Here is a 26,105-nt window from a genome sequence, read left to right as displayed (position 1 = left end):
ATGGACTCACAGTGTCCTTCGTGTCTACGCTGGTGTTGTTGCCCCAGACCTCGGCAGTGCATTCAGAGCACACACGAGGAGGCAATATCTTGTCGCTCATCAAAGAGCCCCCACCGGTCGTACCCACAGTCAAACCAGCAGCCAGGCAGACGACGTCCGCAATTCGCATCAACAAAGTCACCAGCAGCTATGCGAGCCTTTTGACCTCAGTTAAAGAAGCGGGGCTGCTCGAGCGGTGCCGCCGCTATTACATCCTGCTGCTGATGCTCTTGATCATCGCGGGTGCCGGCGTCTGGGGGGCGTTCTTCCTTCTGGGCGACTCGTGGCTCCAGCTTGCAGTAGCGGCGGCACTCGGCGTTGTCTTCACGCAGTTCGCTTTGGTCGGGCACGAAGCAGGGCACCTTCAGGTCTTTGCCACCCGGGCGGCAAACGAGTGGACAGCACGCCTGATCGCCACCCTCATGGTGGGCATGAGCTATGCCTACTGGACCGACAAGCACTCCAGGCATCACGCCCGGCCGAACGTGGTTAACCGGGATCCGGACATCGCTCCCGGTGCCATCGTCTTTCACAACGAAGTGGCCAACAACCGTGGACGATTTTCCCGGGCGTTCGGCAAACGACAGGGCTACCTCCTCTTCCCACTGCTATTGTTCCTTGGTTGGACGCTGCATGTCGACTCGCTCAGGTACTTGCTGCGCCGCGGCCCCGTGAAGTTCCGTTGGTTTGAGCTTGGCCTGCTGGGCCTGCGTTTTGGCACCTACATCGGATTGTTGTTCCTCACGCTGTCCCCTGGGATCGCTGCGGCGTTTATCGGGGTTCAGGTCGCCGTTTTCGGGCTTTACATGGGAGGAACCTTTGCGCCAAACCACAAAGGGATGCCGATACTTCCCGAAAACAGTCGCGCCGACTTCCTGACCCGGCAAGTGCTCACGTCCCGCAATATCACCGGCAGCAGGTTCGTGACGTTCTTCATGGGTGGGCTCAACTACCAGATTGAACACCATCTGTTTCCCGACATGCCCCGCCAGCATCTGCGAGAAGCAAGCCAACTTGTCAAAGAACACTGCGTTCTCATGGGCATTCCATACACCGAAACCAGGCTGATGCACTCCTACGGAATCGTGATCCGCTACCTCAATACCGTAGGTCTCGCCGCGGCTGACCCGTTCACCTGCCCCCTCGCAGGGGAGCACCGGAGCTAACGGAGCGCTCAGGGCCTTTGTTTTGAGAGGATTCGCCCTCACAGGGTTCTTTACTATGGACTCGCGGCCTCCTTGGTGCCTACGCTGGTGTTGTTGCCCCAGACCCCGGCAGCGCCTTACCAGCGCAACGAGGAGGCAACATCTTGTCGCTCATCAACCGGCCCCCAACGGCCCTAGCCACAGCAGGGAAGCCGACTAATCGCCCGATAGTCTGCCGCGTCCATTCCTACCGGGAAAGCAGCCCCTCTTTCACGGATGAGGAGGACCGGTAGCCGTCATGGCAGAGAACTCCATTCCATCGGGTGGGACATCCCTGCCCCAAGGGTCGAGAATGTGGTGCCCGACGTGCCGGACCGACGGCTACCTGGTGCTACACGCGATTGAAACAGCACGGGCCCGCACAGTCGGCCTCGTCGTAGAGGTCTCTTACAGCTGTACCGGATGCGGTTCGATACTCTCGCACTTCACGCGATTCAGCGAAGTTGCTGCACGGCTGAACACCGGAACGAATCTCGAAGGGCTCATCCTCTTCGGCGACAGCTACCTTCATTGCAGCGAGCCCATGGCCAGAGTACCCCTCGAAGTGCGACGGACCCTTACCGCCAGCAGCATTCCTGGAGATGACTTGTCTCAACTGCTTGACGTCCGGCTTAGAACCCAGATTTTGCGCTGCGTTCGCTGCGGCTTCCGGCTGGAATTGCCTGCCTGAGCAAGCAGGTACGACTCCCAGCGCCCATATCCCACCACCTTTGCCGTGACAAACCGGCGCGTCCGCCGGGCCACCGCGGATAGGGACTGCAACTTGAAGGTCCCTTCGCACCTGAGAGGATCTGATTCATCATGGGCAGCACGTCAGTCGAAGCGATTTGTTGCAAGCCGGAAAAGAGCCAGAGCCAGCGTTAGGCGAACCCGCCCAACTGGCGTCCGGATATCGAAAGCCAAGGCGATTGAGAGTTCTGCAGCACGGCTCTGAACACTTGAATGGTGCAGATGGAGCTGTCCGGCAACAGATCGCAGGCTGCTGGACTCCGCTATGGCTTCGAGCATGGGCAACGCTTTCGGCTGACCCTCCACCAATTGCCTCAAATTGGTGACATCGGTCGGCTCCTGCCCGGAGTCGTCTGCCCGCCCGGCCAGGACGATGAGACTTCCGAGCTCGTCAGCCGTTTGCACACTGTGGCGTGGAGTGGTGAGTCGGAGGCCAGCAGGGCCGTTTCCCAGGAGTAATAGAGTTCGCGGGGGGCCCGCGCGAGGCCTACTCCTGTGGGGCCAACCTCCTCAAGCGCTTCTGTGGATGGGCGGATCCCTGCCTTAATGGGTCCGAAGGGCGTCTGGACCAATGCAGTGGGACCAGGCATGGATGTCGTTACCGGCGTTGCGTGAACCCGATACATCCTGTCCCGCTCGAGGTGCAGGAGCCTTGCCCCCTCAGAACGCTTTTCCTCCGGCATATCACCGTCGATGACCGCCTCCATCGCCCGTCGCGTGATGGCCACCGGACTGGTCCGGTCCCAAAAGACGCCCAAGGCGAGTGCGAGGCGTTCCAGAATCAGCTCGTCGTTGACGAACCCGGGCCTGGCGCGTTGAATCCATGCTTTCCCGTCAATGCCGAATGGCTGGGAGGGCCACTGCCCTTGCTCGCTGGTGATTCTCTGGCCCGATGCATCTACACAGATGCTCCGGCCTTCCAGCGAATAACCCACGGGGCAGCCGCACAGGGCTGCTGCCCCACGGATGAGCATGTCTGCGTTGGCCCGGCTGTTGATCAGGGTATCGAAGTAGGCGATGACTTTGAGGCTTTCCGAGGCTACCGGATCGAGCGCTTTGAGCCGCCACACGAGTCCCTGCACTGATACCACCCACTCCGTCGTCGGTCTCTACGAACTCTATGGTGTGCCACTCCGGCCAATCCGGCAACGAAGATCTCCCAGCCGGCTGGGCCGGTCAGGCGCCCAACGCTCGTCGTAGCCACCGGGTTCTGGCTTCGCGGGCCAATATCGAGAGCGCCGCTTGGGGAAAGAAGATGTCGAAACCGTGGAAGCCACCCGGCCACACGTGCAATTCGGCCTCCCCACCAGACATCCAGATGGTTGAAGCATAGGCAATGTCCTCATCCCGGAAAACCTCGGCTGAAGCGACATCGATGAACGCTGGAGGTAAGTTTGAGAGGTCCGCAGCGCGCGCAGGGGCGGCGTAGATGGAAACTTGGTTGGTTCCACGCCGTTCCCCCAAGAGCGCATTCCAGCCAGTGTCGTTGCTGGTACGGTCCCATACACCTATGCCATCAAACTGGTGGCTGGAAACGGTCTCATTGCGATCATCCAGCATGGGGTAGATCAACAACTGGCCGGCCAGGAAAGGGCCACCACGGTCGCGTGAGAGCAACGCCACCCCTGCAGCGAGTCCGCCGCCAGCACTGGCGCCTGCAACGACGATCCGGTGGGGATCGACACCCAGTTCTTCGGCATTGGCGGCCATCCACTCCAAGCCTGCATAACAATCCTCCACCGGCGCCGGATCGGGATGTTCGGGGGCAAGTCGATACTCCACTGAAACGGCCACTGCATCAAGGGACTCAACCCAGTCAACGAGGGAATCCGCTCCAAGAAAACGGTCACCCATAACCATTCCCCCGCCATGAATGTTATAGATGCCTGGTCCGCCGGGCGCGTGATCGACCCGGCGGAAGATGGAGACAGTAAGGTCCGGAGCGCCCACCGGACCGGGGATCGTCCGCTCAAAATGTGTCACGGGGCGTCCAGCGAGAAGATCCTCGATAGGCGGTGCAACCAGGGTTTCGCGCATGCCTTTGATCATGTCGGGCGTCAACGTTGGGCCTATCAAGTCGCCCAACGCTCCCAGCGTGGCACCCAGCTCAGCATCGAAAGGTGGCACTTTATACTTCGGTGACATCTCAACCTCCATCCTGACGGCCACCTCGTCGTGACCTGAAGCAAGCCTAGGCTTGCTGGCGCCATACGTTACCCGCCAAAGGCACTCAAAAGGTTGACTACGGGCGCCATGTGGCGGTCAATGGAAACCATTGGTGGCTCCGGACTACTGCCGCTGCCGGCACCACCTGGGACGAGGTTATTGCGCGCTGGACGGGCAAGCCCCTGCCCGCGGGGTGCTGAGACGGAACTCTTCGGCCGTAGGCAGCCCGGTTAATTCGACCAGTTCAACGTGGTGCTCCTTCAGTACTTCCAGGACCTGGTTCGGGCTGACCCGGAAGACTTCGCGGTGGAAGCAAGGTGGCTTCCCGCGGGGTGTCCCGCGGTGTCATGGCGTGCCAGCCATGACACCGCGTTTGTTGCACCGTGCAGTGACCGCGTCGCTGAAGTCCGCGAATGAGCAAGGCCAGGCCTGGTCAGTTCGCGAGGCGGAGGCCTAAGGCCTTCCCCTCCCAGCCATGTTCAGTTCTGAAGTTGATCCACTTCGGCCGATTGTGGTTCGGTCGCGACGTCTTTTACCCTGAGACTTTGTGCCACAACGGAATTCCGACGTCCGTATGCGAGGTAGATGCCAGCGCCGAGCGCCATCCAGACGACAAAGACAATCCACGTGCTTCCACCGAGGTTCACCATCAGAACCAGGCACATAACAACAGCAAGTATCGGCGTGAACGGGTACAAGGGAACCCGGAAGGTACGTGGAATGTCAGGCTGGTTACGCCGCAAGGCGATGACCGAAATGCTGACGAGAGAGAACGCAAACAAGGTGCCGATACTGGTTGCGTCGGCCAGTTCGCCGAGGGGGATCAACCCTGCGGCGGCAGCTATGGCACCGCCGGTGATCATGGTGTTGGCGATTGGGGTCTGTGTGCGACGGGAGACCTTGGCGAAGACGGGCGGGATCATTCCGTCCCGTGACATTGCCATCAGAATGCGGGTCTGGCCGTAGAGGGTGACCAGGACGATGCTGACGATGGCGATGACAGCCCCGATGGCAAAGATCAGGGAGACCCACACGGTGCCGGTCACTTCTTCAAGGATGTGCACCAAAGCCGATTCCTGACCGTCGAACCATCCCCACGGACGGGCACCGACGGCGGCCACGGCCACGGCCACATACAGGACAGTGACAGCAGCCATCGAGATCACGATGGCTCTGGGCAGGTCACGTTGGGGGTTTTTCGCTTCATCGCCGGCAGTGGAGGCCGCGTCGAAGCCGATGTAAGAGAAGAACAACCGGGAGGAAGCAGCCGTAATGCCGGCGAGGCCCATGGGGGCAAGTGGCTCAAAGTTCCGTGAATCGAACGCGCTGAAAGCGACAAGGATAAAGAGCAGCAGGACAACTACCTTGAGTCCGACGAGGATGGTGTTGACCACGGCGCTTTCACGGGACCCGCGAATGAGCAGTACGACAGCCAGCAGTACGATCACCACGGCGGGAACGTTGAACACTCCCCCATCGCCTGGCGGTTGAATAAGCGCATGCGGAAGTTCAACTCCGAACGCTTTGGCCACTTCAGACAGGTATTCACCGGCCCCGACTGCCACGGCGGCTACGGAAACCGCATACTCGAGCAGCAGACACCATCCGCAGATCCAGGCCAGCCCTTCACCCATGGTGACGTAGGTATAGGAGTAGCTGGACCCCGAGACGGGAACTGCCCCCGCCATTTCCGCATAGGACAATGCAGAGAGCATGGCCGCGATGCCTGCTACAACGAAAGAAATCCAAATAGCGGGTCCGGCAATGGGCACAGCATCGCCTAAAACAACGAAGATCCCGGTTCCCAAGGTGGCGCCCACACTGATCATGGTCAGTTGGACAAGGCTCAGGCTCCGCCGGAGACCGGTCGTCTGGATGTCTGATTCCCTTTTCAGCATGTGCAGCGGCTTGCGGGTTCGTACTTGCTGGGTAAGGCTCAATCCCGCTCGGGACGTCCTTGTGCCAGTTGTTGGAGAGTTCTCCATGGGTGCCTTTCAATCTGGGGGGGTGCCCACCCGCAACTGGATGACAGGCTGACGGGTTCTGGGGGCGGGCGGTTGCTTCATCGTCGATGGCGTCGCGGGAGACCTGCGCGAGGGAGTCGTCGTCGACCCGGGGCTGCGCGTTGGCAGACGCCTGGCGATCTTTAGTCATTCATGTGTAGAAGCCATTCCTGTTGGAGCTCTTGGTCCACCGCTTCGGTGCGGTGCGCCTTGAGCATAGTTTTTTCTTAGCTGTGAGCGGCATCACCGTAAGACAGAGTGAGCCATGATGCCTCCAGAATGTGACTGAGGAACAGAAACCCTACGCCACGTTGAGGGGATTTACGTCCTCGTCGTATGGGCTAGTCGGCGCCTCTTTGGGGCCTATAACCCACCGCCGGCCCAGCGTAGCTGTCCATAAGAAATTCTCGGCCTTCACTGCCGAAACGGCGTTGTCGGTGCGGTCCTTCTAATGGCCGATTGCTCATATTTTCGGGAACCGTAGCGTTACCACAACGTTCCGAAGAACGGACATATATGTGCCTAGAGAAAGTGCAAATCATGCAGAAGAGAACTGGCTTGGCCCTTGTTCTGGCCGCATCCGTCGCGTTGTCTGTCGCCTCTTGTACAACGTCCGAACAGGTAGGAGGAACGACTTCGACGGAAAGCCTTGATCCCACCAGCGTCAGCCGGGATGAGCAGATTTCGGCCAGCGTTCCGGCAGATGTCCGGGCGGACGGCGTCCTCACCGTAGCCACCGATCCTACCTATGCTCCGGCTGAGTTCCTCGGAGGTGCCGACGGTCAAACACCCATGGGCTTCGACATCGACATAGCCAACGCCGTTGCAGCCCGCATGGGATTGAAAGCTGAGTTCCAGAACGCCGACTTTGCCAACATCCTCCCCTCCCTCGGCCCGAAATACGACCTGGGCGTGTCATCCTTCACCGTGACATCCACGAGGTTGAAGGCCGTCAACTTCGTGAGCTACCTTGCAGGTGGCACCCAGTGGGTGGTGCAGAAAGACAACCCGAAAAGAGTCGACAGCAAGAACGCCTGCGGTCTGAAAGTCGGCGTTGAGACAGGGACGCTACAGGAGACGGCTGTCAGAAAGCAGTCCGATGACTGCGTCGCCAGCGCCAAGCCCGCCATTGAGGTACTTACCCTCACCAACCAGACGGACGTGACAACACGCCTCATCAATGGAGGTCTCGATGCCTTCGTGGCCATGTCGGCCGCTGCCGGATACGCCGTGTCGGAAACCGGTGGCCGGCTTGAGCCCCTGGGAGACGCCGTCGACCCGAGCCTTGTCGGGATCGCCGTGGCCAAGGACAATGAACCCCTGGCCATGGCTGTCGCTGCCGCTGTCAACAGCCTCATCGCTGATGGGACTTACGGCACCATTCTCAAGGCCTGGGGTCAGGAGAAGACGGCTCTGGACAAGGCCGAAGTGAACCCACCCACGACTATTGAATAGTCCGCACCAGCGGCGTTATCAGCAAGGCAGCCGGGTACGTCAGCATTCTGTTGGCGTATCCGGCTTCTCAATGTCTACTGGCAGCCCGGCCACGGCGGGACCAGCCGTAGTTGCCCGCTGCAGCATCAGGGTCGAATCATCGGAAGAAAACAGCCGTCGACCCGCCCCGCCGTCCAACCACACCCACAGCAGGGTGCCATCTGGCATGACGACATCGATGGTGCCTTTTCTCACGGCGCCGTCCAGGTAGAAACTCACGCGCTGGCCGGTCCGGTAGCGGAGTGGCTCTTCATCTTCACCGCTGTGGGATAGCGGTGCCCAAAAGGGTTCCCCTGCCGGGTCAAAGACTATGCGTTTAACGGTCAACTGTTTGGTGAAGGCGGTCTTCTGGTGCTCCACGAAAGTTGCGGGCACGTGCGTTGGCTGCGACTGGTCCGTCATTGCTCGGCTCCCTGGCTCGGGGTGGGTTGATGCCGGATGCCTCGTCGAAGTTCCTGCAGCGTTGGCCTCTGTCGCGGAAACCCAACAATCAGGGCCCAGATGTGCAGAACAGGACTGTCCCGCGGGTCTCTGTCCGTAGCCAACAAAAAGGCAGCCCCGACTTTGGCACCCACGGGGAAATGTAGTTCGCCGCCGGGCAATCCGCGCACCAGCATCAGGGATCGTGGGGCTTCGTCGACCGTTTCATGGCAGAGCCGCATTCCCGCTGGCCGTTGTTGACGGTGGGTGATTACTGAGGGCCTTCGAGTGCTTCCTTGAAGAGCCGTATCAGTGTTGTAGGTCGAGACCCCGGGCGTTCCCGGGAGGTCAAGGCGACGATGTTTCGAGTCAGCTCCAAGCCTTCCACGCGTACCCGGACCAGACCCTCCGAGCGTTGAAGGGAGAGTTCGGGAAGGAAGGCGCCGCCCATCCCGGCTGCGACCAGTGCTGCAGTGGCGTTGAAGTCATCACTGACACCGACCACGCGGGGTCGGAAATTGTGGTTCCGTAAGTGCTGCTCGATGACAACACCGTCGCTGCCCCCGGGGTACTGCATGATCCAAGGCTTGGTGGAGAGGTCGTCCACACTCATCAGCGTGTGTGCAGCAATCCCCCAAGCGGCAGGGATAACCACCCTGAAAGGGTCCTCGGCAATCTGATCTCTCGCGATACTCGGCGGCCACAAGCCGGATTCTCCGAGTTGAAACACGAAAGCGGCATCGAGTCCGCCTGACCGGAGTTCATCCGCAGTCTCCCACGGTTCGGCAACAGACACGCGAAGGTCCACGCCTGACTTCTCCCACTCAGGATGCCGAAGTACCAGGGGCAGTACCTGTGCTGCGAGGCTGGGAAAAATCCCAACCCGCATCGGTTCCTTGCCTGTGCCCTGAACGGCCCGGGAACTCGAAATCATGACGTCGACGCCGGCTAAAATACGCGCGGCCTGCTTGGCCAGTGCGAATGCTTCAACTGTGGGAGTGACGCTCCTGGCATGTCGCGTGAAAAGGCGAACGCCGGTCTCCTGTTCAAGCGTCAGCATCTGCTGGGAGACATTCGAGGGCGAGTATCCGACGTCTTCCGCGGCCGCGGCGAAGGAGCCGGTCTTCATGACAGCGAGCAATGTCTGCAGTTGGCTGGAACTGATGGCCATGTGTCTTCCTTTGCTTCGCTGTTCCTATATTGTCCTGTTTGCCTCATTGGTCCCACCCTGTTACTGCCACATTCTGCTTGGGTATCGGTGGTCGCGCAGGCCAGTATGGGCGGAATCGACGCAAGCTGAACTTTATGCGGCACCGGGAAGCGGTTGTATAGCCAGGACCGCGAATCTTGAGGGCTTAGCAAGCCCGCGAGCGAATGAGGCACAAAATATCTTATGCTTCGGCATCTTTTCCATTAGATTCTCTGTCTTAGCTGTAGCGTCGTTTCTCACCCGATCGTTATCCTCTGAAAGGAATGGCATGTCCACGACCACACGTTCCGCCGCTGTGACGTTGTCCACCGCCCAGTTACGTGAGCTTCCCGCCTGGTTGGCGCTCAAGCAGGCCGCTACAGACTTCCAACTCATCCAAATCCAGGACGGTTCCGTGCCCGAGCCGGAAGACAAGGTAACAGCCAAACGGCTTACCGCGACCATCCGGAAGTCCCTCGCAGAACTGGCTCCGCAGTTTCCACACGACGCGGAGTATCTGGAACAGGTGCAGGACGCTTTCGCAGGGTGGGAAGAGGCTGGTTTTGAAGTGCCCGACTTCCTTGACGCCCTCCAGGCTTTCCAGCCTCAGCAGCACAGGGCCGACGGCGTGCGTCACCTTGTGGTCTTTCCGATGTACACGCAGAACGGCAGCAGCAACCGTTTTGTGGAGGCAGTTCTGATTGAAGTTGTTTGGCCCGAGTTCATCGACGAACTCGAAACCGGAGACTACTCCAACCCCCTGTTCCTGCCGATTCGGTTCATCGACTTTACCCCTGGCTACGACACCAATTCGGCAGTGCTCTTCCCCGAATCCGTCGCTGTCAGGACAACACCGCAGTTCACCTGGGGTGCCATCTTCGCCGACCGTGAAGCGGCAAGGTTCCGGCGCGTTCTGCGTTCAGCAGCGGAGATCACCCGGCTGGATTTGCCCGAAGACGCTGCAAGCCTGCTGGATGACCAGCACCTGACCGAGTCCACCTTCGTAATGTGGGACCTGATCCATGACCGGACGCACATGCGCGGGGATCTTCCCTTCGACCCGTTCATGATCAAGCAGCGAATGCCCTTCTTCCTCTACACCCTCGAAGAGCTGCGCTGCGACCTCACCGCATTCCGCGAGTCTGTAAGGATCGAAAAAGACGAGAACGCTTCTCCGGAAGCGCGCAAACATGCCAAGCTCGTCCAGTACGCTGTGATCTTCGACAGGATCTTCAGGTTCGCCATGACCGGCAGCCGCGTTCGCAATTATGACGGGCTCGGTGGCCAGCTGCTGTTCGCCTGGATGCACCAGCACCACGTTCTGCACTGGACGGACACCAAACTGACCATCGACTGGGATGGTGCCGCCCAGGTCGTCATCGCCCTCGGACAGGAAATCGAAGACCTGTACTGGCGTTCAATCGATCGTCCCAAAACAGCCCACTGGCTGGCTGCCTACGAATTGATCTCGGCGACCGTAACGCCTCATCCGGCCTCAATCTGGGCCAAGGGCCCTGAAGCGCTGCCCCTGGAGGGCCCACCGCGTGGTCTGACTGATCTGGTCCTCAATGACGAGTTCCCTCACTCAATGTTCTATGAGGCGCTCGAGAAGAAGATGAGGGACGTCATTTCCTCCACGTCCGGCATCACCGGCGAAACAGCGCAGACAACCTCCGAAGCGACCGCGGCATGAGCGCCCCCACCGCAATACGTGCAAGCCTGAACGTGGTGGTGGCAGGTTCCACGAGTGCCGCCGGACGGGCTGTCGTGAAATCTTTGGCAGCACAGGGGGCCAGGATCGCCGCCGTCGACGTCAACGAAGCCGGCGTCAGGGCCCTCGCGCAGGAGTATCAGGAGGTCACACCCTACGTCTGCAACCTTGCCGACCCTGCGGAGGTCGACACCTTCGCCCGGACTGTCCGCGCGGACGTCGGCCCTGTCGATGGGCTGATCCATCTCGTTGGTGGATGGCGTGGCGGGGATGGCATCACTGGCCAGCAGGATCAGGACTGGGACGTTCTGCACACCAGCGTGCTCACCACGCTCCGGAATACTTCCCGGGCTTTCTACGAAGATCTTGAATCGTCTGACAAAGGGCGTCTGGCGATCGTCTCCTCTGTGACGGCACAGAAACCGACCGCTGGTGGCGCCGCCTATTCTGCGATCAAGGCAGCCTCCGAGGCTTGGGTTCTGGGTGTCGCCGATGGCTTTCACCAGAGCCAAACAGGCAACAAGGCAGAACCCGTCGGACAGAAGTCAGCGGCAGTGGTCTTCGTCGTCAAGGCACTGGTCGATGACGCCATGCGTGAGGCTGCGCCACACCGTGCCTTCCCCGGCTACACCGATGTGCAGGAACTTGCCGAACACGTCACGGCACTCTTTGACGCGGATGCCGGGAGCTTGAACGGGACCCGGCAGCACCTGATCTAGCCGCTGGCCGGTACTCGGAAGGACATCCATGTCAGTTACAGAACTCACCACAGCCCTTCACCCGGGCCGGCCCCTGCATGATGCCGGTCTGCGCAACTTTGCCTCAGACAACTATGCCGGGGCGCACCCGGAAGTGCTGGCAGCTTTGATCCAAGCCAACGAGGGCCACCAGCCCGCCTACGGAGAGGACGTTTACACCGAGCGTCTCCAGCACGTCATGCGGCAGCATTTCGGGCCAGAAGTCCAGGCCTTCCCTGTGTTCAACGGCACCGGGGCGAACGTCCTGGCGCTGCAGTCCATGCTGCCCCGCTGGGGAGCAGTTATCTGCGCCGCTTCAGCCCATATCAACACCGATGAGAACGGGGCCCCCGAGCGGATCGGTGGGCTGAAGTTGTTGCCGGTACCTACCAGTGACGGCAAACTCACCCCCGAACTGATCGAACAGGAAGCGTGGGGTTGGGGTGATGAACACCGGGCCCAGCCCCTTGCGGTGTCCATCACGCAAACGACCGAATTCGGTACGGCCTACCAGGCCGGGGAGATCAAGGAAATCGCTGATTTCGTCCATGAGCGGGGAATGCTGCTGCATCTGGACGGCGCACGCTTGTCCAATGCCGCCGCCCACCTGCAGCGTCCCTTCCACGACTTCACCACCGCAGCCGGAGTCGACGTGCTCTCCCTGGGCGGGACGAAGAACGGAATGGTCTTTGGGGAAGCAGTTGTCGTCCTCAATCCGGATGCCGTCGCGGGCGTCAAGTACCTGCGGAAACTGAACATGCAGCTGGCATCAAAAATGCGATTCGTTTCGGCGCAGCTCACCGCCCTTTACGAATCGGACCTTTGGTACCGGTCAGCTGCGCAAGCCAACGCCATGGCCGCGCGGCTGCGCGCAGGAGTGGAGGGCAACCCGGCCGTGCACCTGTCCCAGTCAACGCAGGCTAACGCTGTCCTGGCCGTCCTGCCACCGGGGGCAGCCGAAACACTGCGGCAACGGTACAGGTTCTACGACTGGGATGCGGCACGCGGAGAAGTACGCTGGATGACTGCCTTCGACACCACGGCGGCAGACGTGGACGATTTCCTCGCGGCAGTCGGCGCAGCCGTCCAAGTTCAGCACGGTACCTTGTAGGCGCGGCGCCCAGCTGCGCGCTGCCCCCTTCAACATAGGAGCCCACGACCGGATAAACCGGCCGTGGGCTCCTATGTTCATTGGGACCCCACACATCCGCCGCGATGATGCTGGCCTTGGCCCCGGTTCGTGCCGGGGCCATTTGAGTGAACAGTCCAGGTGGAGGCGCAGCCTTGGACCAAGGGCTTTGACGGATCGGGACCTGGAGAGACGACAAAGGCGGCGGGCCGAAGATTCGGTCCGCCGCCTCGCTGCCAGCAGAGCTGGCAACCAACGTCACGTCAGGAGTTGGCTTCCCCGCCGGAGGTGTCCCGAAGGCCCATGAGCGTGATGAGTTCCCATGCCGTGTGGGCTGCTGCCAAGCCCGTGACGCCTGCATGGTCGTACGCCGGCGCAACTTCGACAACGTCTGCACCGACGATGTTCAGCCCGCGCAATTTCCGCAGGACGGTGAAGAATTCCCGGGTGTTGATGCCGGCGACCTCCGGGGTCCCTGTGCCCGGGGCGTGTGCGGGGTCGAGAACATCGATGTCCACGGAGATGTACACGGGCCCCGTGCCGAGACGGCCACGTACCTGCTCCACGATGCTGGGAATCGAACGTTCCTGGAACTCTTCGCTGCGGACGATCTCGAACCCGGCTTGACGGTCGTCGTCCAGCTCGCTTGGATCGTAGACTCCGCCGCGGATGCCTACGTGCTGGCATCGATTCAGATCCATCAGTCCTTCTTCGGCCGCGCGACGGAAGGGGGAGCCGTGCCAGATTGATTCTCCGTGCAGTACGTCCCAGGTGTCCAAGTGGGCATCGAAGTGAAGCACGGCCAGCGGTCCATGCTGCGCCGCAGCCGCCCTCAGCAACGGCAAAGCTATCGTGTGGTCACCACCAAGTGCCATGATCCGGGTGCCTTGGGATGTCAGCTTTTCCGCTCCCGCCTGGATCGACGTGACAGCCCGTTCGATTCCGTACGGTCCGACAGCGATGTCGCCGGCGTCGACGACCTGCTGGTCACGGAACGGGTAAGCATCGTGGATCTGGTGGTACGGATGCAGCTGGCGGGAATTTTCGCGGATGTGGGCCGGGCCAAACCGCGCTCCGGGCCGGAAGCTCGTACCGGAATCGAACGGGATGCCCACCACGGCCACATCTGCCCTTGGGACTTCTTCCAGCCTGGGAAGCAGGGCGAAGGTCGCGATTCCTGCGTACCTGGGCGCCTCGGGATCGTGCCGTTGCCCGACGATTTCTGACGTGCTCGTCATTGGTTTCCTCTCTTCTTCAGGCCACGGCGCCTGTCACTGGTTGTGACCAGGAACTAAATCAACCGCCGGGCATGCTGCTGAATCGTGGCACGCCGCAAAGGCGTAGCGCTTCCCGTCACAGCAATTTCTGAGGCTGAACCCACCCCTGAGCCGTTGAGGCACAGAAAAATTAGGGCTCGCGTGACCTGAGCCACATTCTTTTTATGGTTGGGGCAGGCGATGGCCAGGATCCAAGTCCGGCACGTTTCTCCGCGATATGTACCTCCTAAGTAAGGCAGAGCATGATTCCAACCTCCAGGCCCTTCGGTACGGTTTTGACCGTCCACACGCTAAGCGTGCCGGCGACAGCGCCTTGCATGACAGCGCCCCTGGCCCGTTCATTCAGCGCCGTTGGTATGGACAGCAACCAACCACAAGGTCGGTCTGCTTCCCTCGACGATGCGGCAGGTGCGTCATGAGAACGCAAACAGCTGAACCCTCCGTGTCCGGTACGGCGACAGCCCCGGCATTAATCGACGCAATCCCGGTGCGGCACCCTGGTCGGTGGATCGGCGCAGGCATCCTCGTTCTAGTGATGATCCTGATCGGCCAAAACCTGGCAACCAACCCCCAATTCCATTGGGAGACCGTCGGGCTGTACCTCTTGGACATCAATGTGATCCGAGGCGTCGGGTGGACGCTGCTCCTCACAGTTCTGTCCATGGCTCTGGCCGTTGGCTTGGCCATACTGCTTGCATTCATGCGCCAATCAGATAACCCCATACTGAGGTGGACATCATGGTTCTGGGTCTGGTTTTTCCGCGGTACCCCCGTATACACCCAACTCATCTTCTGGGGACTCGTCGCCGTGCTTTACCCAAAAATCGCGGTCGGCGTTCCCTTCGGGCCGGAGCTCTTCAGCTTCACCACCCAGGACGTACTCACAGCATTCTGGGCGGCAGTCCTCGGACTCGGACTGAACGAATCGGCCTACCTGGCCGAAATTTTCCGGGCGGGTTTGAAGTCCGTGGACAAGGGCCAAATGGAAGCAGCGGAAGCCCTGGGCATGAGGAGGGCGAAGATCATGTGGCGCATTATCCTGCCCCAGGCAATGCGCGTCATCGTCCCACCGACAGGTAATGAAACCATCGGAATGCTCAAGACCACATCTCTTGTCCTGGCTGTTCCTTTCACCCTTGACCTGACGTTCGTTACAAATTCCCTCGCCAATCGCACATACCTTCCCATTCCGCTGCTCATCGTGTCCGCCACCTGGTACCTCTTCATCACCAGCCTCCTCATGGTCGGCCAGCACTTCATCGAGAGGCACTACGGCAAAGGCATCGACAACCTCGCTCCCGTCGCAGTGAATCCTGCGGCACTGAAAGCAGCCAAAGCGAACACCACGGCGAAAACCACTGAGATTATTGAGGAGAGCGGACGATGACTTCAGCCCCTGCCGAAACCACCAAGTCGTCGACCCAGATGACCACCCCCTTGGTCAGAATCGAGGGACTGCACAAGTTCTACGGTCACCACCACGTGCTTCAAGGCATCGATATGACCGTGAAAGAAGGTGAAGTCGCTGTTCTCATCGGGCCATCGGGTTCCGGGAAGTCGACACTGCTCCGGTGCATCAACCAGCTGGAGAGCATCAGCGCCGGCCGGATCTACGTCGATGATGAACTTGTCGGCTACAAAGAGAAGGACGGTAGGCTCCATCAGCTGAACGTTAAGGACATTGCACGCCAACGCCGCAACATCGGCATGGTGTTCCAGCGCTTCAACCTGTTCGGGCACAAAACCGCACTCGAAAATGTCATCGAAGCTCCAGTCCATGTCAAAGGCCGGCCCAAAATCACCGCCAAACGCAAAGCCTTGGAACTTTTGGACAGGGTTGGGCTGGCCTCCCGGGCCGACTACTACCCCGCGCAGCTCTCCGGGGGCCAGCAGCAACGAGTAGCGATCGCCCGGGCCTTGGCAATGGAACCTGAACTGATGCTGTTCGATGAACCCACTTCAGCCTTGGACCCCGAACTCGTGGGAGACGTCCTGACGGTCATGAAAGACCTGGCAAAGTCCGGAATGACCATGGTCGTCGTGACCCATGAAATCGGCTTTGCCCGGGAAGTCGGCGACACCCTGACCTTCATGGACGGCGGCGTGGTCGTCGAATCCGGCGATCCCAGAGACGTCATCGCAAACCCCCAACAGGAACGGACAATCAACTTCCTGAGCAAAGTACTCTGACGCAGCCCGGGCTGGAATGACCTGCGGTGAGCTTTCCGGTTCTGATCCCGGCGTCAGGCTGGGATCAGAACCGGAGTGCATTCCCCTAGCTGTACCGCCAACGAACACGAGCCAGACACCCGGGCTGACGACATACGAAGAACAACGTGAAGCACCTGGCGTGGGACCAGACGACCACTTGCACTGACGCAACAGGCCATCAGACAAGGGCACCAGGACACCCGCGAACACGCCGGAGACCCCAGTATTGGAGACGAATGACCCACGAAACATTGGATGCCGGCGCAACGCTGCCCGCTGAAGCCATCGACGCCATTGAGCGGGCCGCCACGGCCGCCCACCCGCACGAGGAACTGTTCTCCGCGCGGGCCGCCAACATCAAGCAATCCGCCGTCCGCGATGTCTTCGACATCTCGATGCGGCCCGGCCTTGTCTCACTCGCCGGGGGCAACCCCTACCTGCAGTCGCTGCCGTTGGAGAAGCTCGGCCAGACCGCAGCCCGCATCATCGCCGAGGAAGGCATGACGGCCCTGCAGTACGGCGGCGGCCAGGGCACCGAAGAGCTCCGTGCCCAGATCTGCGACATCATGGCGGCAGAGGGCATCACCGACGCTGATCCCGGCAATGTGGTCATCACCGCCGGCTCACAGTCGGCACAGGATGTGGCCACCAAGGTCTTCTGCAACCCCGGCGATGTGGTCCTGGTGGAAAACCCCACCTACGTGGGGGCCTTGAACACGTTCGAGGCATACCAAGTCGAGGTGGCACCGATCGACATGGACGACGACGGCCTGGTACCTGAGCTTCTTGAGGCCAGGATCGCGGCGCTCCAGTCAGAGGGAAAGAACATCAAATTCCTCTACACGATCCCCAACTTCAACAACCCCTCCGGGATCACCCTGGCCGCCGAACGCAGGCAACGGATCGTCGATATATGCCGGGACGCGAACATCATTGTCCTGGAGGACAACCCCTACGGACTCCTGCGTTTCGATGGCCATCCCATCGCCCCGATGCGCGCGGCCAACCCGGACGATGTCATCTACCTCGGCTCCTTCTCCAAGATCTTCGCTCCCGGCCTCCGGATCGGCTGGGCACTGGTTCCCGCGCACCTGCAGCGCCGCTTCTACCTGGCCTCCGAAGCCGTGACGCCTCTGCCCGCCGCCACTGAACCAGATGATCGTCTCGGCATATCTCCGCGACTATGACTGGAAAAGCCAGATCGATACGTACCGCACGCTGTACGCGGAGCGGTGCGAGGCCCTGCTCTCCGCGTTGGATGAGTACATGCCCGCCGGGCTTACATGGACCCGCCCGGACGGCGGCTTCTTCGTCTGGGTCACCCTGCCCCACGGCGTGGACACGTACCCCTTGCTCGCAAAAGCAATCGACGCCGGCGTCGTCTTCATCCCCGGAGCAGCCTTCTCCCCCGCCGACGGCCCCTCCAACAAGCTCCGCCTGGCCTTCAGCGCAGTGCCGCCCGATACGATTGCCGAAGGCGTCCGCCGCCTGGCCCCAGTTTTGGCAGAAGCCATCAAGCTCTGACGGATGCGGCCCGGCCGGGAAAGTCCGAGTGCTTGGACTGGCCAAACTACGTCTTCATGTTCCAACCAGGCGAAGAAGGACCGGGTGGGGCTGAACCAATGATTGCCGGAGGGGTACTGGAGGTTACGGGTCGGCGGCCGGACGCCGTTTTACGGCCTCCACGTCGTGGCCCATAAAGCTTCCGGAGAGTTCTCTATCCGACCCCAAACCCTCATGGCCGGCGTCTACGAATTGGAAGTCACCGTGAGCGGCCGTAGTCGGCGGGCTCCAGAGCAGCACCGATCAGTGCGTCACGGTGGTGTTCAAACCAGCGACCATAAGCCTCGACGTCGTCCCCATAGGCAATAATGACCTGCTTCTGCGAATCGCGCGGAGTAGGGCGGGTAGGGCGGTATGTAGCTATCGCCTGCCCGCTTCGGGTGCGTCCGTTCGACGGTGAGGTGTATCGGGATGGAAGACTCGATAGCCGGGTCCTGACGGCTGGGGTCAGGAGCCATTTAGAGTTCCGCCATGACTGGAAGCGCTGGCTCTTCTACGTGGCGGAGTTGCTCAGGACTGGGGACGGTATCCGCTGGCAGGACGGCGTCGATGACGGCCCTCCTAGGAGCTTTGTTGAGGACCAGCTGGGTGACATCGGGGCGGGAGTAGTGGCCCGCTGGGTCGGAAATAGCCTTCGACGCTGAAATAAGGCCCAGATCTATCTCAGCGTAGACGAGGCCTTCCTGGTCGTCCGGAAGGGATTCGTGGAGTTGCCGGCCGTCGGGTCCGAAGATGCGGGCATGTCCGCCGCCGGTTTTCAGGAGTGCTTTCTGCGTGTCGGTGGCGCACATCTCGTCGACCATGTCCTGGGACACGGTGGCGCACGGAGCCAGAACGAAGCACTGGCCTTCCACAGCATAGATGCGCGAGGCGGAGGTGTTGACCTCAGGGCCGAGGGCAAAGGCACCACCTTCATATAGGGAAAAGCTCGGCCATGCGGCGACGTGCACCTGCTCGTTCTGGGCGTACATGGCGTACTTGGACAATGGCTGCAGGTGCTCCCAGCAGCAGAGCCCGCCGACGCGCCCCAGCTTGGTGTCCCAGACGGCCAAGTCGCTTCCATCGCCTTCGCCGAAGATGGTGCGCTCCACGTAGGTGGGCTTTAGCTTGCGGCGCTGGGCGATGGTCTGTCCTTCACTGTCAATGAACCATTGAGCGATGTAGAGGCTGCCGCCGTGGCGTTCGCTCAGTCCCATACTGACCATGATGTTGTTGTCCCTGGCTGCCTTCGAGATCCGCTCCGCCTGGGGAGTGCCGTACTCAAGGGAATTATCGAAGTAGCGTTTGGTGTATTGCGGCAGCCACAGGGCTGGTGCGTCGAGCCAGGCGTACCATGGGTACCCCGGGAGCCAGGTCTCGGGAAATGCAATCATCTGCGCGCCGTTGCGTGCCGCGTCCTCGATCAGGGCGATCGTTTTATCGATGGTCTTGTCCAGGTTGAGGAATGCCGGTGCTGCCTGAACGACGGCTGCTTTGAACTGGGCGTGGTTCATTGGGATCTCCTAAAGGATGTGATGCGAGTCATAGAAGTGGATGTGTTTCCACGTTATGTCTCAATTCCCAAGGATTCTTGATCGAGAATCGCAGGAACGTTGACTGCGTATGTCACGTTGCACGCACCCCCATCGGCCTCGGCAAACCGGCCCCAGAGTTGGCGCAGGGCGGCGATAAGATGGGGCATGGCCAAGGTTGTGAGCACAGCGGCGGTGTCTCCCCGGAACAGTGTTTCGTTCTGGACGGAGGCCGTTTCTGATACTTTCGTTGACCTCGACTGCAAGGCGGGTGACGGCCGCGAGTCCATAGATGGTGAGATAACCGTCCAGACTCTGGCATCGCTTGATTTGGCCCGTGTCCGTGCTTCCGCGCAATCCGTCCACCGCACACCAGCTGCCATCGACGCTTCCACCGACGACTACTATCTCGTGGGCATCCAAACCGAAGGCTCATGCTTGGTAACCCAGGAAGGCCGCTCGGCCGCCCTCCACGACGGCGGATTCGCGCTCTATGACACCACCCGACCGTATTCGCTGCTGCTGACCGGCCACTTTGAGCAACTTGTGCTCCGCCTTCCACGAATTGCGTTGGAGCGACATTTACCCGAAGCTGCCAGACTCACCGCATTGGCAGTAAACGCGGATCCAGGGGCTGCACGTCTGCTGGTAAATACAGTGCAGTTCCTGGCGAACGATATTGACGTTCTGCCCTCGGATGTCTCTTTATCAGTCTCCCAGGGCGTGGAGCATCTGATTGTTGCCGGCCTGGGTGGCCTCGCCCGTTGCGTGCCGGACGCGCAGCGAGTCTCCCGGCGCAAGCTCGTGCAAGCCCATATCCTCGAAAACCTCGGCGACGAGTCCCTGAGCATCAAATCCATCGCAAGAGAGCTTCACCTGTCTCCGAGCAGCATCCACCGCGCCTTCGCAGCGGACGGCGAGACAGTGATGGGCTGGGTCTGGCAGCAACGTCTGAACCGGATCCGGGAGACCTTGTTGACCGGGAGCTATGACGGCACGCTGACGGACTTGTCCCTATCGTGGGGATTCTCAGACCCCGCACACTTCAGCCGGGCCTTCCGCCAGCGGTATGGGCATGCGCCCTCGCAATTGCTTCGACCGATAGCCGAATCCCCTTTCACACCCCCTTCGACCCAGTAGTTGCCACTTGCTCATAATCTGAATCGCGGTGAGCGCGGTGGGCAGGGCTGCTGGCAACACTTCCAGTGGTCGAGTACATCGGTCCAAGTGCCGTTCTTGAAGCCGGTGGAAGCCCTACGCCGAGCGGCGACGCGGTTCCCATACGTTTTCTGAACCGTAAGTGCAGCAGTCGGACGCGGTATAGCGCTGCCGTTAATGGCAGGCGGAACTTGCCGTATGCTCTCCGTCGCGACATATGTGCGCTTATCGGCAGACTGGTCCGCGTCGGCGTGCTCAGCCGACATTCGCGCGAGCTGCAATGTCGCGAGCTGCAATGTTCCGTAGGCACCGCTGGGGAGCTGTCGTCTGCGTCGAGCCCGCGTCCGGCTTGATTTCGCAGTGCGCTCCGACGACACGGCCAAGACCCGTTTGTTTCCTCGCCCGACGAAAGAACCGAAGTCAGGATCCTTAGTGCAAGTTCCCAAAGTCATATCGTGCGCAGCATCCCTACCCATGAAGAGGTGTGGGCCAACCACGACCTACCGGACGAACCAAGAGAGGACCACATAACACCAGCTCCAGGAAACAATGACCCCGAAAGGCCGCCATTACTGGCGTGCCCTTCCCGCCACGGCGGTCCTTCCTCTGCTCCTTGCAGGGTGCAGGACCACTCCCGTCACGGATTCCCCTACCAGCACCGTGGAGCAGACCATGGGACCAGAACAAGCCCGAACTACCTAGAACATTTCAACGAGATTCAAGCTCTCGCCCCCGGGCGACTGGACGAAAGTTGCACCGGAAGCACAAGGGGATACATAAGGCGGTAAAGGAAGTCTTTGAGAGCAAAGGGCAAAGAGGGGCAGATTCCGGTAGCAAGCAACAGACAGGCGAAGGCACCGCGGCCTTACAAGCCCGGCGTGACGTCCTCGGACTGGCCCCGCCACCACCTGGAACGGGACGTTTTCCTCGCTGGCGCCCGCGCCGGCCATGCCAACGACGAAGTCGGGCATATACGACACCAGCCCGCTCGCCTGAAACAACTACCTCCAATCACTGAAGGGTAAAGACCCGCCCACCCAGCTGCAGTCAGTCGATCAGCGCCACGCCGAACTCCGCCACGACGGCCCGCAATTCCTTCAGATAGCGCTGCGCTTGGTCGGTGAGTGGAATCGCTGCGTGGCCTATCCAGCCGATCTCGATGCGTTCATCAACGTCGAGCGGGATGGCGACGATTTCCGGGTCGAGCTGCCCGCTGATGATGCCGGTCGAGATCGTGTAGCCGTGGAGCCCGATCATGAGGTTGAAGATCGTCGCACGGTCAGAGACCCGGATCTCCTGTTTGCTGGACAAGGTGGAGAGAATCTCCTCGGCGAAGTAGAAGGAGTTGTTCGCACCTTGATCGAAGGTGAGCCGCGGCAAACCGGCGAGATCGGCGAGAGTCGCACGCTTCTTTGAGGCGAGCGGGTTTTTCCTTGAAATGAAAATGTGCGGATCGGCGAGGAAAAGCGGAGTGAACGCGAGCCCGGACTCCCGGAGCAGCTTGTCGATGATCTTCCGGTTGAAATCGTTCCGGTAGAGAATGCCTATTTCGCTGCGGAGCGTCCGGACATCCTCGATGATGTCCCAGGTGCGTGACTCACGCAGAGAGAACTCGTATTCGGCCACGTCAGTGGCCTTGACCATCCGGACGAAGGCGTCCACCGCGAACGAGTAGTGCTGCGTTGACACCCCGAGCAGACGTCGCCGTGGTGGCCTGCCAAGGTAGCGCTGCTCGAGGAGAGCAAACTGCTCCACTACCTGCCGCGCGTAGCCGAGGAACTCGACTCCGTCGGCGGTGAGGGTGACTCCGCGGGCGGAGCGAACCAAGAGCGCACGGCCCACCCGCGCCTCAAGGTCCTTCATCGCTGCGGACATTGTCGGCTGGGCTACGTAAAGAAGATCGGCTGCCGCGGAGATCGACCCCTCAGCTGCAACTTCGATGAAGTAGCGGAGCTGCTGCAGCGTCAATCCGCTCGAAATCTGGGCCATAGGAAGATTCTATATGAATGCATAGTAACGCCTAGTTACCCGATACCCCTCGGTAGGTTGCACCATGGATACATCACCTTCTGAAAGGCCGTCTCCGGCCCATCAACGGATTGGCAGCACATGGCAGACGACTTCACCTTCAGCATCACCACGACCCCCTTCGACGAGGATTACTCACCGTCGGAAGGCTCGCGGATCACCACGAATTTCGCCAACCTGGCACGGGGCGAGCACCGCCAGGAGAACCTCCGCAACGCCTTGACCATGATTCGGCGCCGCTTCAACGATCTCGCAAGCTGGGACAACCCGGACCGGGACCGCTACACCCTCGCGCTTGAGATCGTTTCCGTGCAGATTGAGTTCACCGCGGAAGGTACGGATCAGCAGTTCCCGCTGTTCGAGGTTCTCGACATCCAGATCGTCGACCAGCTGAATGGGGTCCGTCACCAAGGGATCGTCGGGAACAACTTCTCCTCCTACGTCCGTGACTTCGACTTCAGCGTCGTACTGCCAGCGGCAGCAGCAGAGTCAGGCAAGCCCACCGTTCCCGAGGACTTCGGCGATCTGCACGGCAAACTGTTCCAGCAATTCCTCGACTCCCCCGCATGCAAGGAACGCTTCCCGCAACCGCCAGTGGTGTGCATCAGCGTCTCCACGAGCAAGACGTACCGGCGAACGGAGAACCATCACCCGGTCCTGGGCGTCGAGTACCAGCAGGACGAATTCTCGCTGACGGACGCGTACTTCGCAAAGATGGGGCTGCAAGTCCGCTACTTCATGCCACGCGGCAGCGTTGCCCCGCTCGCCTTCTATTTCCGCGGCGACCTGCTCAACGACTACTCGAACCTGCAGCTCATCGGCACGATCAGCACCATGGAAACATTCCAGAAGATCTACCGCCCGGAGGTCTACAACGCGAACTCCGCCGCCGCCGTCGTCTACCAGCCGAGCCTGGGAGAGCAGGACTACTCACGGACCCAGATCGCCTACGACCGCGTCGAGCGCAGTCAGCTCGCGATCAAGCAGGCTAAGTACACGGAGGAGCACTTCATCACTCCCCACAAGGATCTATTGGACCGGTGGACCGCCAAATACCCCGCTCTCGTCAACTGACCCACGGAGAATCGTCAATCATGAACACACTTTTGCCCACCACCGTTGTCGGAAGCCTGCCGAAACCATCGTGGCTCGCACAGCCGGAAACTCTTTGGTCCCCGTGGAAACTGGAGGGAGATGAGCTGCTCGAGGGCAAGCAGGATGCTCTGCGCATCGCCATCCACGAACAGACCCGACGCGGCATCGACATCGTCAGCGACGGCGAGCAAACCCGCCAGCACTTCGTCACCACCTTCATCGAGCATCTCAGCGGGGTCGACTTTGAACAGCGCAAGACCGTGCGCATCCGCGATCGCTACGACGCTAGCGTGCCGACCGTCGTCGGAGCAGTGCGCCGCGAGCGGCCGGTATTCGTCGACGACGCCAAGTTCCTCCGCGCAACCACCGACCGGCCGATCAAATGGACTCTTCCCGGTCCAATGACGATGGTGGACACGCTCTTCGATGACCACTACAAGAGCCGCGAGAAGCTGGCGTGGGAGTTCGCCGCGATCCTGAACCAGGAGGCGAAAGAGCTGGAGGCGGCCGGGGTGGACATCATCCAGTTCGACGAGCCCGCGTTCAATGTCTTCCTCGATGAGGTCAAGGACTGGGGCGTGGCTGCGCTGGAGAGAGCGGCAGAGGGACTGCGTGCGGAGACCGCCGTGCATATCTGCTACGGCTACGGCATCAAGGCCAATACCGACTGGAAGGCGACGCTCGGCTCACAGTGGCGGCAGTACGAGGAAACGTTCCCGCTGCTTCAGAACTCCAGCATCGACATCATCTCGCTGGAATCCCAGAACTCCCACGTGCCCATGGACCTCATCGAGCTCCTCCGCGGCAAGAAAGTCATGCTCGGGGCAATCGACGTCGCAAGCGAGACCATCGAGACCCCGGAGGAGGTTGCCGACACCCTCCGCAAGGCCCTGCAGTTCGTCGATGCGGACAAGCTCATCCCCAGCTCCAACTGCGGCATGGCACCGTTCCCCCGCGACGTCGCACTGGCCAAGCTGAGTGCTCTCAGCGCAGGAACGAACATCATTCGCGAGGAACTCGCCCGCTCCGTCCCCCGGGTGTCATAACCATGTTTCACGCCTACCCCCCAGACACTTGGGTCGAGGCTCCGAAGCAAAGCTTCCCGTCCTCCCTCTCGGCCGACGAATTCAAAGCACTGTTCCGTGGCCACCCGGGAGGTGTCGCCGTCATCACGGCGGATGCCGGCGAAGGACCGGTGGCACTGACGGTATCGTCGGTCGTGTCAGTGAGTGCGGAACCTCCGTTGCTGATTTTCTCGGTCTCGGCACTGTCCTCTGCCTCTGAGGTGCTTTCACGCGCCGAAACCGTCGTCGTGCACCTGCTGGACGCGCACGACATCGACTTGGCGAAGTTTGGAGCGACCCCCGGCGCAGACCGCTTTGACCAGACGCACCGCTGGTCGACCCTTGCCACCGGCGAAGCGGTTTATGACGATGTCCGGGCGTGGGTGCGCTGCGCCGTCATCAATCGCATGGAGGTGGGGACTTCCACCATCATCGCCGTTCACGCCCTGGAGTCCCGCGTGATGCGTGACGTCCAAGCGGGCGAGGCCGGCGACGCTCTGGTCTACCACAACCGCTCATGGCACCGTCTGGGCGAGCATTCAAAGCACGAAGGCTGAATGCCGCGCCAACAGTGCGAGGCAGCAAGCAGAACGACGCGCGACGGCGGGAGCATAACTCCCGCCGTCGTCCTCCTTAACATCGGCGCGTCCATCGACTTCCTGAAGGGCACCCTGGTCTGCACGCATGCGACGCTTCGGTTCGCCTTCGGTTGCTGGAGATCAACCGTCGGTCTCACATGCGGGAACAGCCACCCCACCCAGTCCACGCCCGTACGTGTACAGAGGATCCCGGGTGCCGCCTGGTTCATCGCTGTGGGCCTCCAGGACGGCTTGAGTTGATCGGGGCAATTCAAAGGGAAGCCGGCCTTCGGGATTTACCTTGCCAGCCAGCACCCGCACGAGGGCTTCGTCGGAGACTCCGAACGTGGCCAAGAGAGCCGTATAGTGCGGTTCCAGCGGCGTGAGTATCGCCGGACGGTCGAGGTTCATCACAAGGACCACGGGTGCTTTCGAGGCGAGTTCTTCAGTATGCGCAACGGTGGCGGCATCGAAATCCAGGCTCCCGGCATGGAACATCGCCTCAAGGAACAGATCATTTCGTGGCTCGTAAGGGGCATTGAGACGGACAATCGCGACGTCGGCATCGTCCGGAGCAGTTGCGATGACAGCACAATCAGCGAGGGCATCAGGGGACATCCCTTCCACGTAGACCCGCGTCGAGGACCTCAGAGGAAAGACACCCGCTGCAGTTTTAAGAGCCACCACGGAACGGGTCTGTGCTTTGAGGCCCTCCTCACGGAATTCGGCGTTGCCCACGACGGCCTTCAGCAACCGTCGCACGGATTCGTCGGTGCGCTGAACCCGGATGCGGCCCGA

The 26,105-nt window shown here is 60.9% G+C and carries 21 protein-coding genes and 1 pseudogene; 12 read left to right on the top strand and 10 right to left on the bottom strand.

Features of this window, described 5'->3' with window-relative positions:
* Positions 1-11 precede the first annotated feature (11 nt).
* Complete coding sequence (locus QEH68_RS09855; protein WP_280627826.1) at positions 12-1,205, top strand: acyl-CoA desaturase; 1,194 nt, start codon at positions 12-14, stop codon at positions 1,203-1,205.
* A gap of 1,082 nt (positions 1,206-2,287) precedes the next feature.
* On the opposite strand, the gene QEH68_RS09850 is transcribed toward QEH68_RS09855, so the two are convergent.
* The 3 genes from QEH68_RS09850 to QEH68_RS09840 form a co-directional block, all read right to left on the bottom strand.
* On the bottom strand, positions 2,288-3,055 hold the full coding sequence (locus tag QEH68_RS09850; RefSeq protein WP_280627825.1) for a hypothetical protein: 768 nt from the start codon (positions 3,053-3,055) through the stop codon (positions 2,288-2,290).
* 94 nt (positions 3,056-3,149) lie between these two features.
* Positions 3,150-4,118, bottom strand: a complete 969-nt coding sequence (locus tag QEH68_RS09845) for an alpha/beta hydrolase (RefSeq protein ID WP_280627824.1) — start codon at positions 4,116-4,118, stop codon at positions 3,150-3,152.
* A gap of 500 nt (positions 4,119-4,618) precedes the next feature.
* Complete coding sequence (locus QEH68_RS09840) at positions 4,619-6,037, bottom strand: amino acid permease (RefSeq protein WP_280627823.1); 1,419 nt, start codon at positions 6,035-6,037, stop codon at positions 4,619-4,621.
* A 645-nt stretch (positions 6,038-6,682) separates the two neighbouring features.
* Between QEH68_RS09840 and QEH68_RS09835 the strand changes: the two genes are divergently transcribed.
* A complete protein-coding gene (locus QEH68_RS09835; protein ID WP_280627822.1) occupies positions 6,683-7,597 on the top strand; it encodes an ABC transporter substrate-binding protein in 915 nt (304 codons plus the stop codon).
* Between the two features lie 39 nt (positions 7,598-7,636).
* On the opposite strand, the gene QEH68_RS09830 is transcribed toward QEH68_RS09835, so the two are convergent.
* Together QEH68_RS09830 and QEH68_RS09825 are read right to left on the bottom strand one after the other, a co-directional pair.
* Complete coding sequence (locus QEH68_RS09830; protein WP_280627821.1) at positions 7,637-8,038, bottom strand: hypothetical protein; 402 nt, start codon at positions 8,036-8,038, stop codon at positions 7,637-7,639.
* A gap of 289 nt (positions 8,039-8,327) precedes the next feature.
* On the bottom strand, positions 8,328-9,227 hold the full coding sequence (locus tag QEH68_RS09825; protein ID WP_280627820.1) for a LysR family transcriptional regulator: 900 nt from the start codon (positions 9,225-9,227) through the stop codon (positions 8,328-8,330).
* 307 nt (positions 9,228-9,534) lie between these two features.
* Here QEH68_RS09825 and QEH68_RS09820 point away from each other — a divergent pair, with 307 nt between their 5' ends.
* From QEH68_RS09820 to QEH68_RS09810, 3 genes are read left to right on the top strand one after another with little or no spacing between them, the layout of a single operon-like run.
* Entirely contained in the window at positions 9,535-10,938 is a 1,404-nt protein-coding gene (locus tag QEH68_RS09820; protein WP_207597291.1) for a DUF6421 family protein, read from the top strand.
* Positions 10,935-11,675, top strand: coding sequence for an SDR family NAD(P)-dependent oxidoreductase (locus tag QEH68_RS09815; protein WP_280627819.1), 741 nt, complete (start codon positions 10,935-10,937; stop codon positions 11,673-11,675). Before QEH68_RS09820 ends, QEH68_RS09815 begins: the two co-directional genes overlap by 4 nt.
* Positions 11,676-11,703: 28 nt before the next feature.
* Positions 11,704-12,804 carry a low specificity L-threonine aldolase gene (locus QEH68_RS09810; protein WP_280627818.1) on the top strand — a complete coding sequence of 367 codons (1,101 nt, stop codon included), beginning with the start codon at positions 11,704-11,706 and terminating at the stop codon, positions 12,802-12,804.
* A gap of 281 nt (positions 12,805-13,085) precedes the next feature.
* Here QEH68_RS09810 and speB read toward each other — a convergent pair whose 3' ends face one another.
* Positions 13,086-14,060, bottom strand: a complete 975-nt coding sequence (gene speB, locus QEH68_RS09805; RefSeq protein WP_280627817.1) for an agmatinase — start codon at positions 14,058-14,060, stop codon at positions 13,086-13,088.
* 454 nt (positions 14,061-14,514) lie between these two features.
* Here speB and QEH68_RS09800 point away from each other — a divergent pair, with 454 nt between their 5' ends.
* The 3 genes and pseudogenes from QEH68_RS09800 to QEH68_RS09790 all read left to right on the top strand — a co-directional run bounded on the left by QEH68_RS09800 (position 14,515) and on the right by QEH68_RS09790 (position 17,834).
* Entirely contained in the window at positions 14,515-15,486 is a 972-nt protein-coding gene (locus QEH68_RS09800) for an amino acid ABC transporter permease (protein WP_280627816.1), read from the top strand.
* Positions 15,483-16,289, top strand: a complete 807-nt coding sequence (locus QEH68_RS09795; protein ID WP_280627815.1) for an amino acid ABC transporter ATP-binding protein — start codon at positions 15,483-15,485, stop codon at positions 16,287-16,289. Before QEH68_RS09800 ends, QEH68_RS09795 begins: the two co-directional genes overlap by 4 nt.
* 257 nt (positions 16,290-16,546) lie before the next feature.
* Positions 16,547-17,834 (top strand): annotated as a pseudogene (locus tag QEH68_RS09790) (PLP-dependent aminotransferase family protein).
* A 497-nt stretch (positions 17,835-18,331) separates the two neighbouring features.
* On the opposite strand, the gene QEH68_RS09785 reads toward QEH68_RS09790, so the two are convergent.
* Together QEH68_RS09785 and QEH68_RS09780 are read right to left on the bottom strand one after the other, a co-directional pair.
* Positions 18,332-19,366 (bottom strand): carbon-nitrogen hydrolase family protein, encoded by a 1,035-nt coding sequence (locus QEH68_RS09785; RefSeq protein ID WP_207597285.1) that lies wholly within the window; start codon positions 19,364-19,366, stop codon positions 18,332-18,334.
* Between the two features lie 53 nt (positions 19,367-19,419).
* Positions 19,420-19,554: a hypothetical protein gene (locus QEH68_RS09780; protein ID WP_280627814.1), complete on the bottom strand. Its 135-nt coding sequence runs from the start codon at positions 19,552-19,554 to the stop codon at positions 19,420-19,422.
* On the opposite strand from QEH68_RS09780, the gene QEH68_RS09775 reads away from it, so the two are divergent.
* Positions 19,553-20,524, top strand: a complete 972-nt coding sequence (locus QEH68_RS09775; RefSeq protein ID WP_280627813.1) for a helix-turn-helix domain-containing protein — start codon at positions 19,553-19,555, stop codon at positions 20,522-20,524. The genes QEH68_RS09780 and QEH68_RS09775 overlap by 2 nt on opposite strands.
* A gap of 1,065 nt (positions 20,525-21,589) precedes the next feature.
* Here the strand turns inward: QEH68_RS09775 and QEH68_RS09770 are convergent.
* Positions 21,590-22,531 carry a LysR family transcriptional regulator gene (locus QEH68_RS09770; protein WP_207597283.1) on the bottom strand — a complete coding sequence of 314 codons (942 nt, stop codon included), beginning with the start codon at positions 22,529-22,531 and terminating at the stop codon, positions 21,590-21,592.
* 120 nt (positions 22,532-22,651) lie between these two features.
* Between QEH68_RS09770 and QEH68_RS09765 the strand changes: the two genes are divergently transcribed.
* The 3 genes from QEH68_RS09765 to QEH68_RS09755 are packed head-to-tail and all read left to right on the top strand — an operon-like array spanning position 22,652 to position 25,286.
* A complete protein-coding gene (locus tag QEH68_RS09765) occupies positions 22,652-23,644 on the top strand; it encodes a DUF1852 domain-containing protein (protein ID WP_207597282.1) in 993 nt (330 codons plus the stop codon).
* A gap of 20 nt (positions 23,645-23,664) precedes the next feature.
* Positions 23,665-24,711, top strand: coding sequence for a methionine synthase (locus tag QEH68_RS09760; protein WP_280627812.1), 1,047 nt, complete (start codon positions 23,665-23,667; stop codon positions 24,709-24,711).
* 2 nt (positions 24,712-24,713) lie between these two features.
* Entirely contained in the window at positions 24,714-25,286 is a 573-nt protein-coding gene (locus QEH68_RS09755) for a flavin reductase family protein (protein WP_280627811.1), read from the top strand.
* Between the two features lie 162 nt (positions 25,287-25,448).
* Here QEH68_RS09755 and QEH68_RS09750 read toward each other — a convergent pair whose 3' ends face one another.
* A complete protein-coding gene (locus tag QEH68_RS09750; RefSeq protein ID WP_280627810.1) occupies positions 25,449-26,069 on the bottom strand; it encodes a glycoside hydrolase family 3 C-terminal domain-containing protein in 621 nt (206 codons plus the stop codon).
* Positions 26,070-26,105 lie beyond the last annotated feature (36 nt).

It is taken from the genome of Paenarthrobacter sp. OM7 (assembly GCF_029873575.1).
Taxonomy (GTDB): Bacteria; Actinomycetota; Actinomycetes; order Actinomycetales; family Micrococcaceae; genus Arthrobacter.
This window is presented reverse-complemented; position numbering and strand designations above follow the sequence as displayed.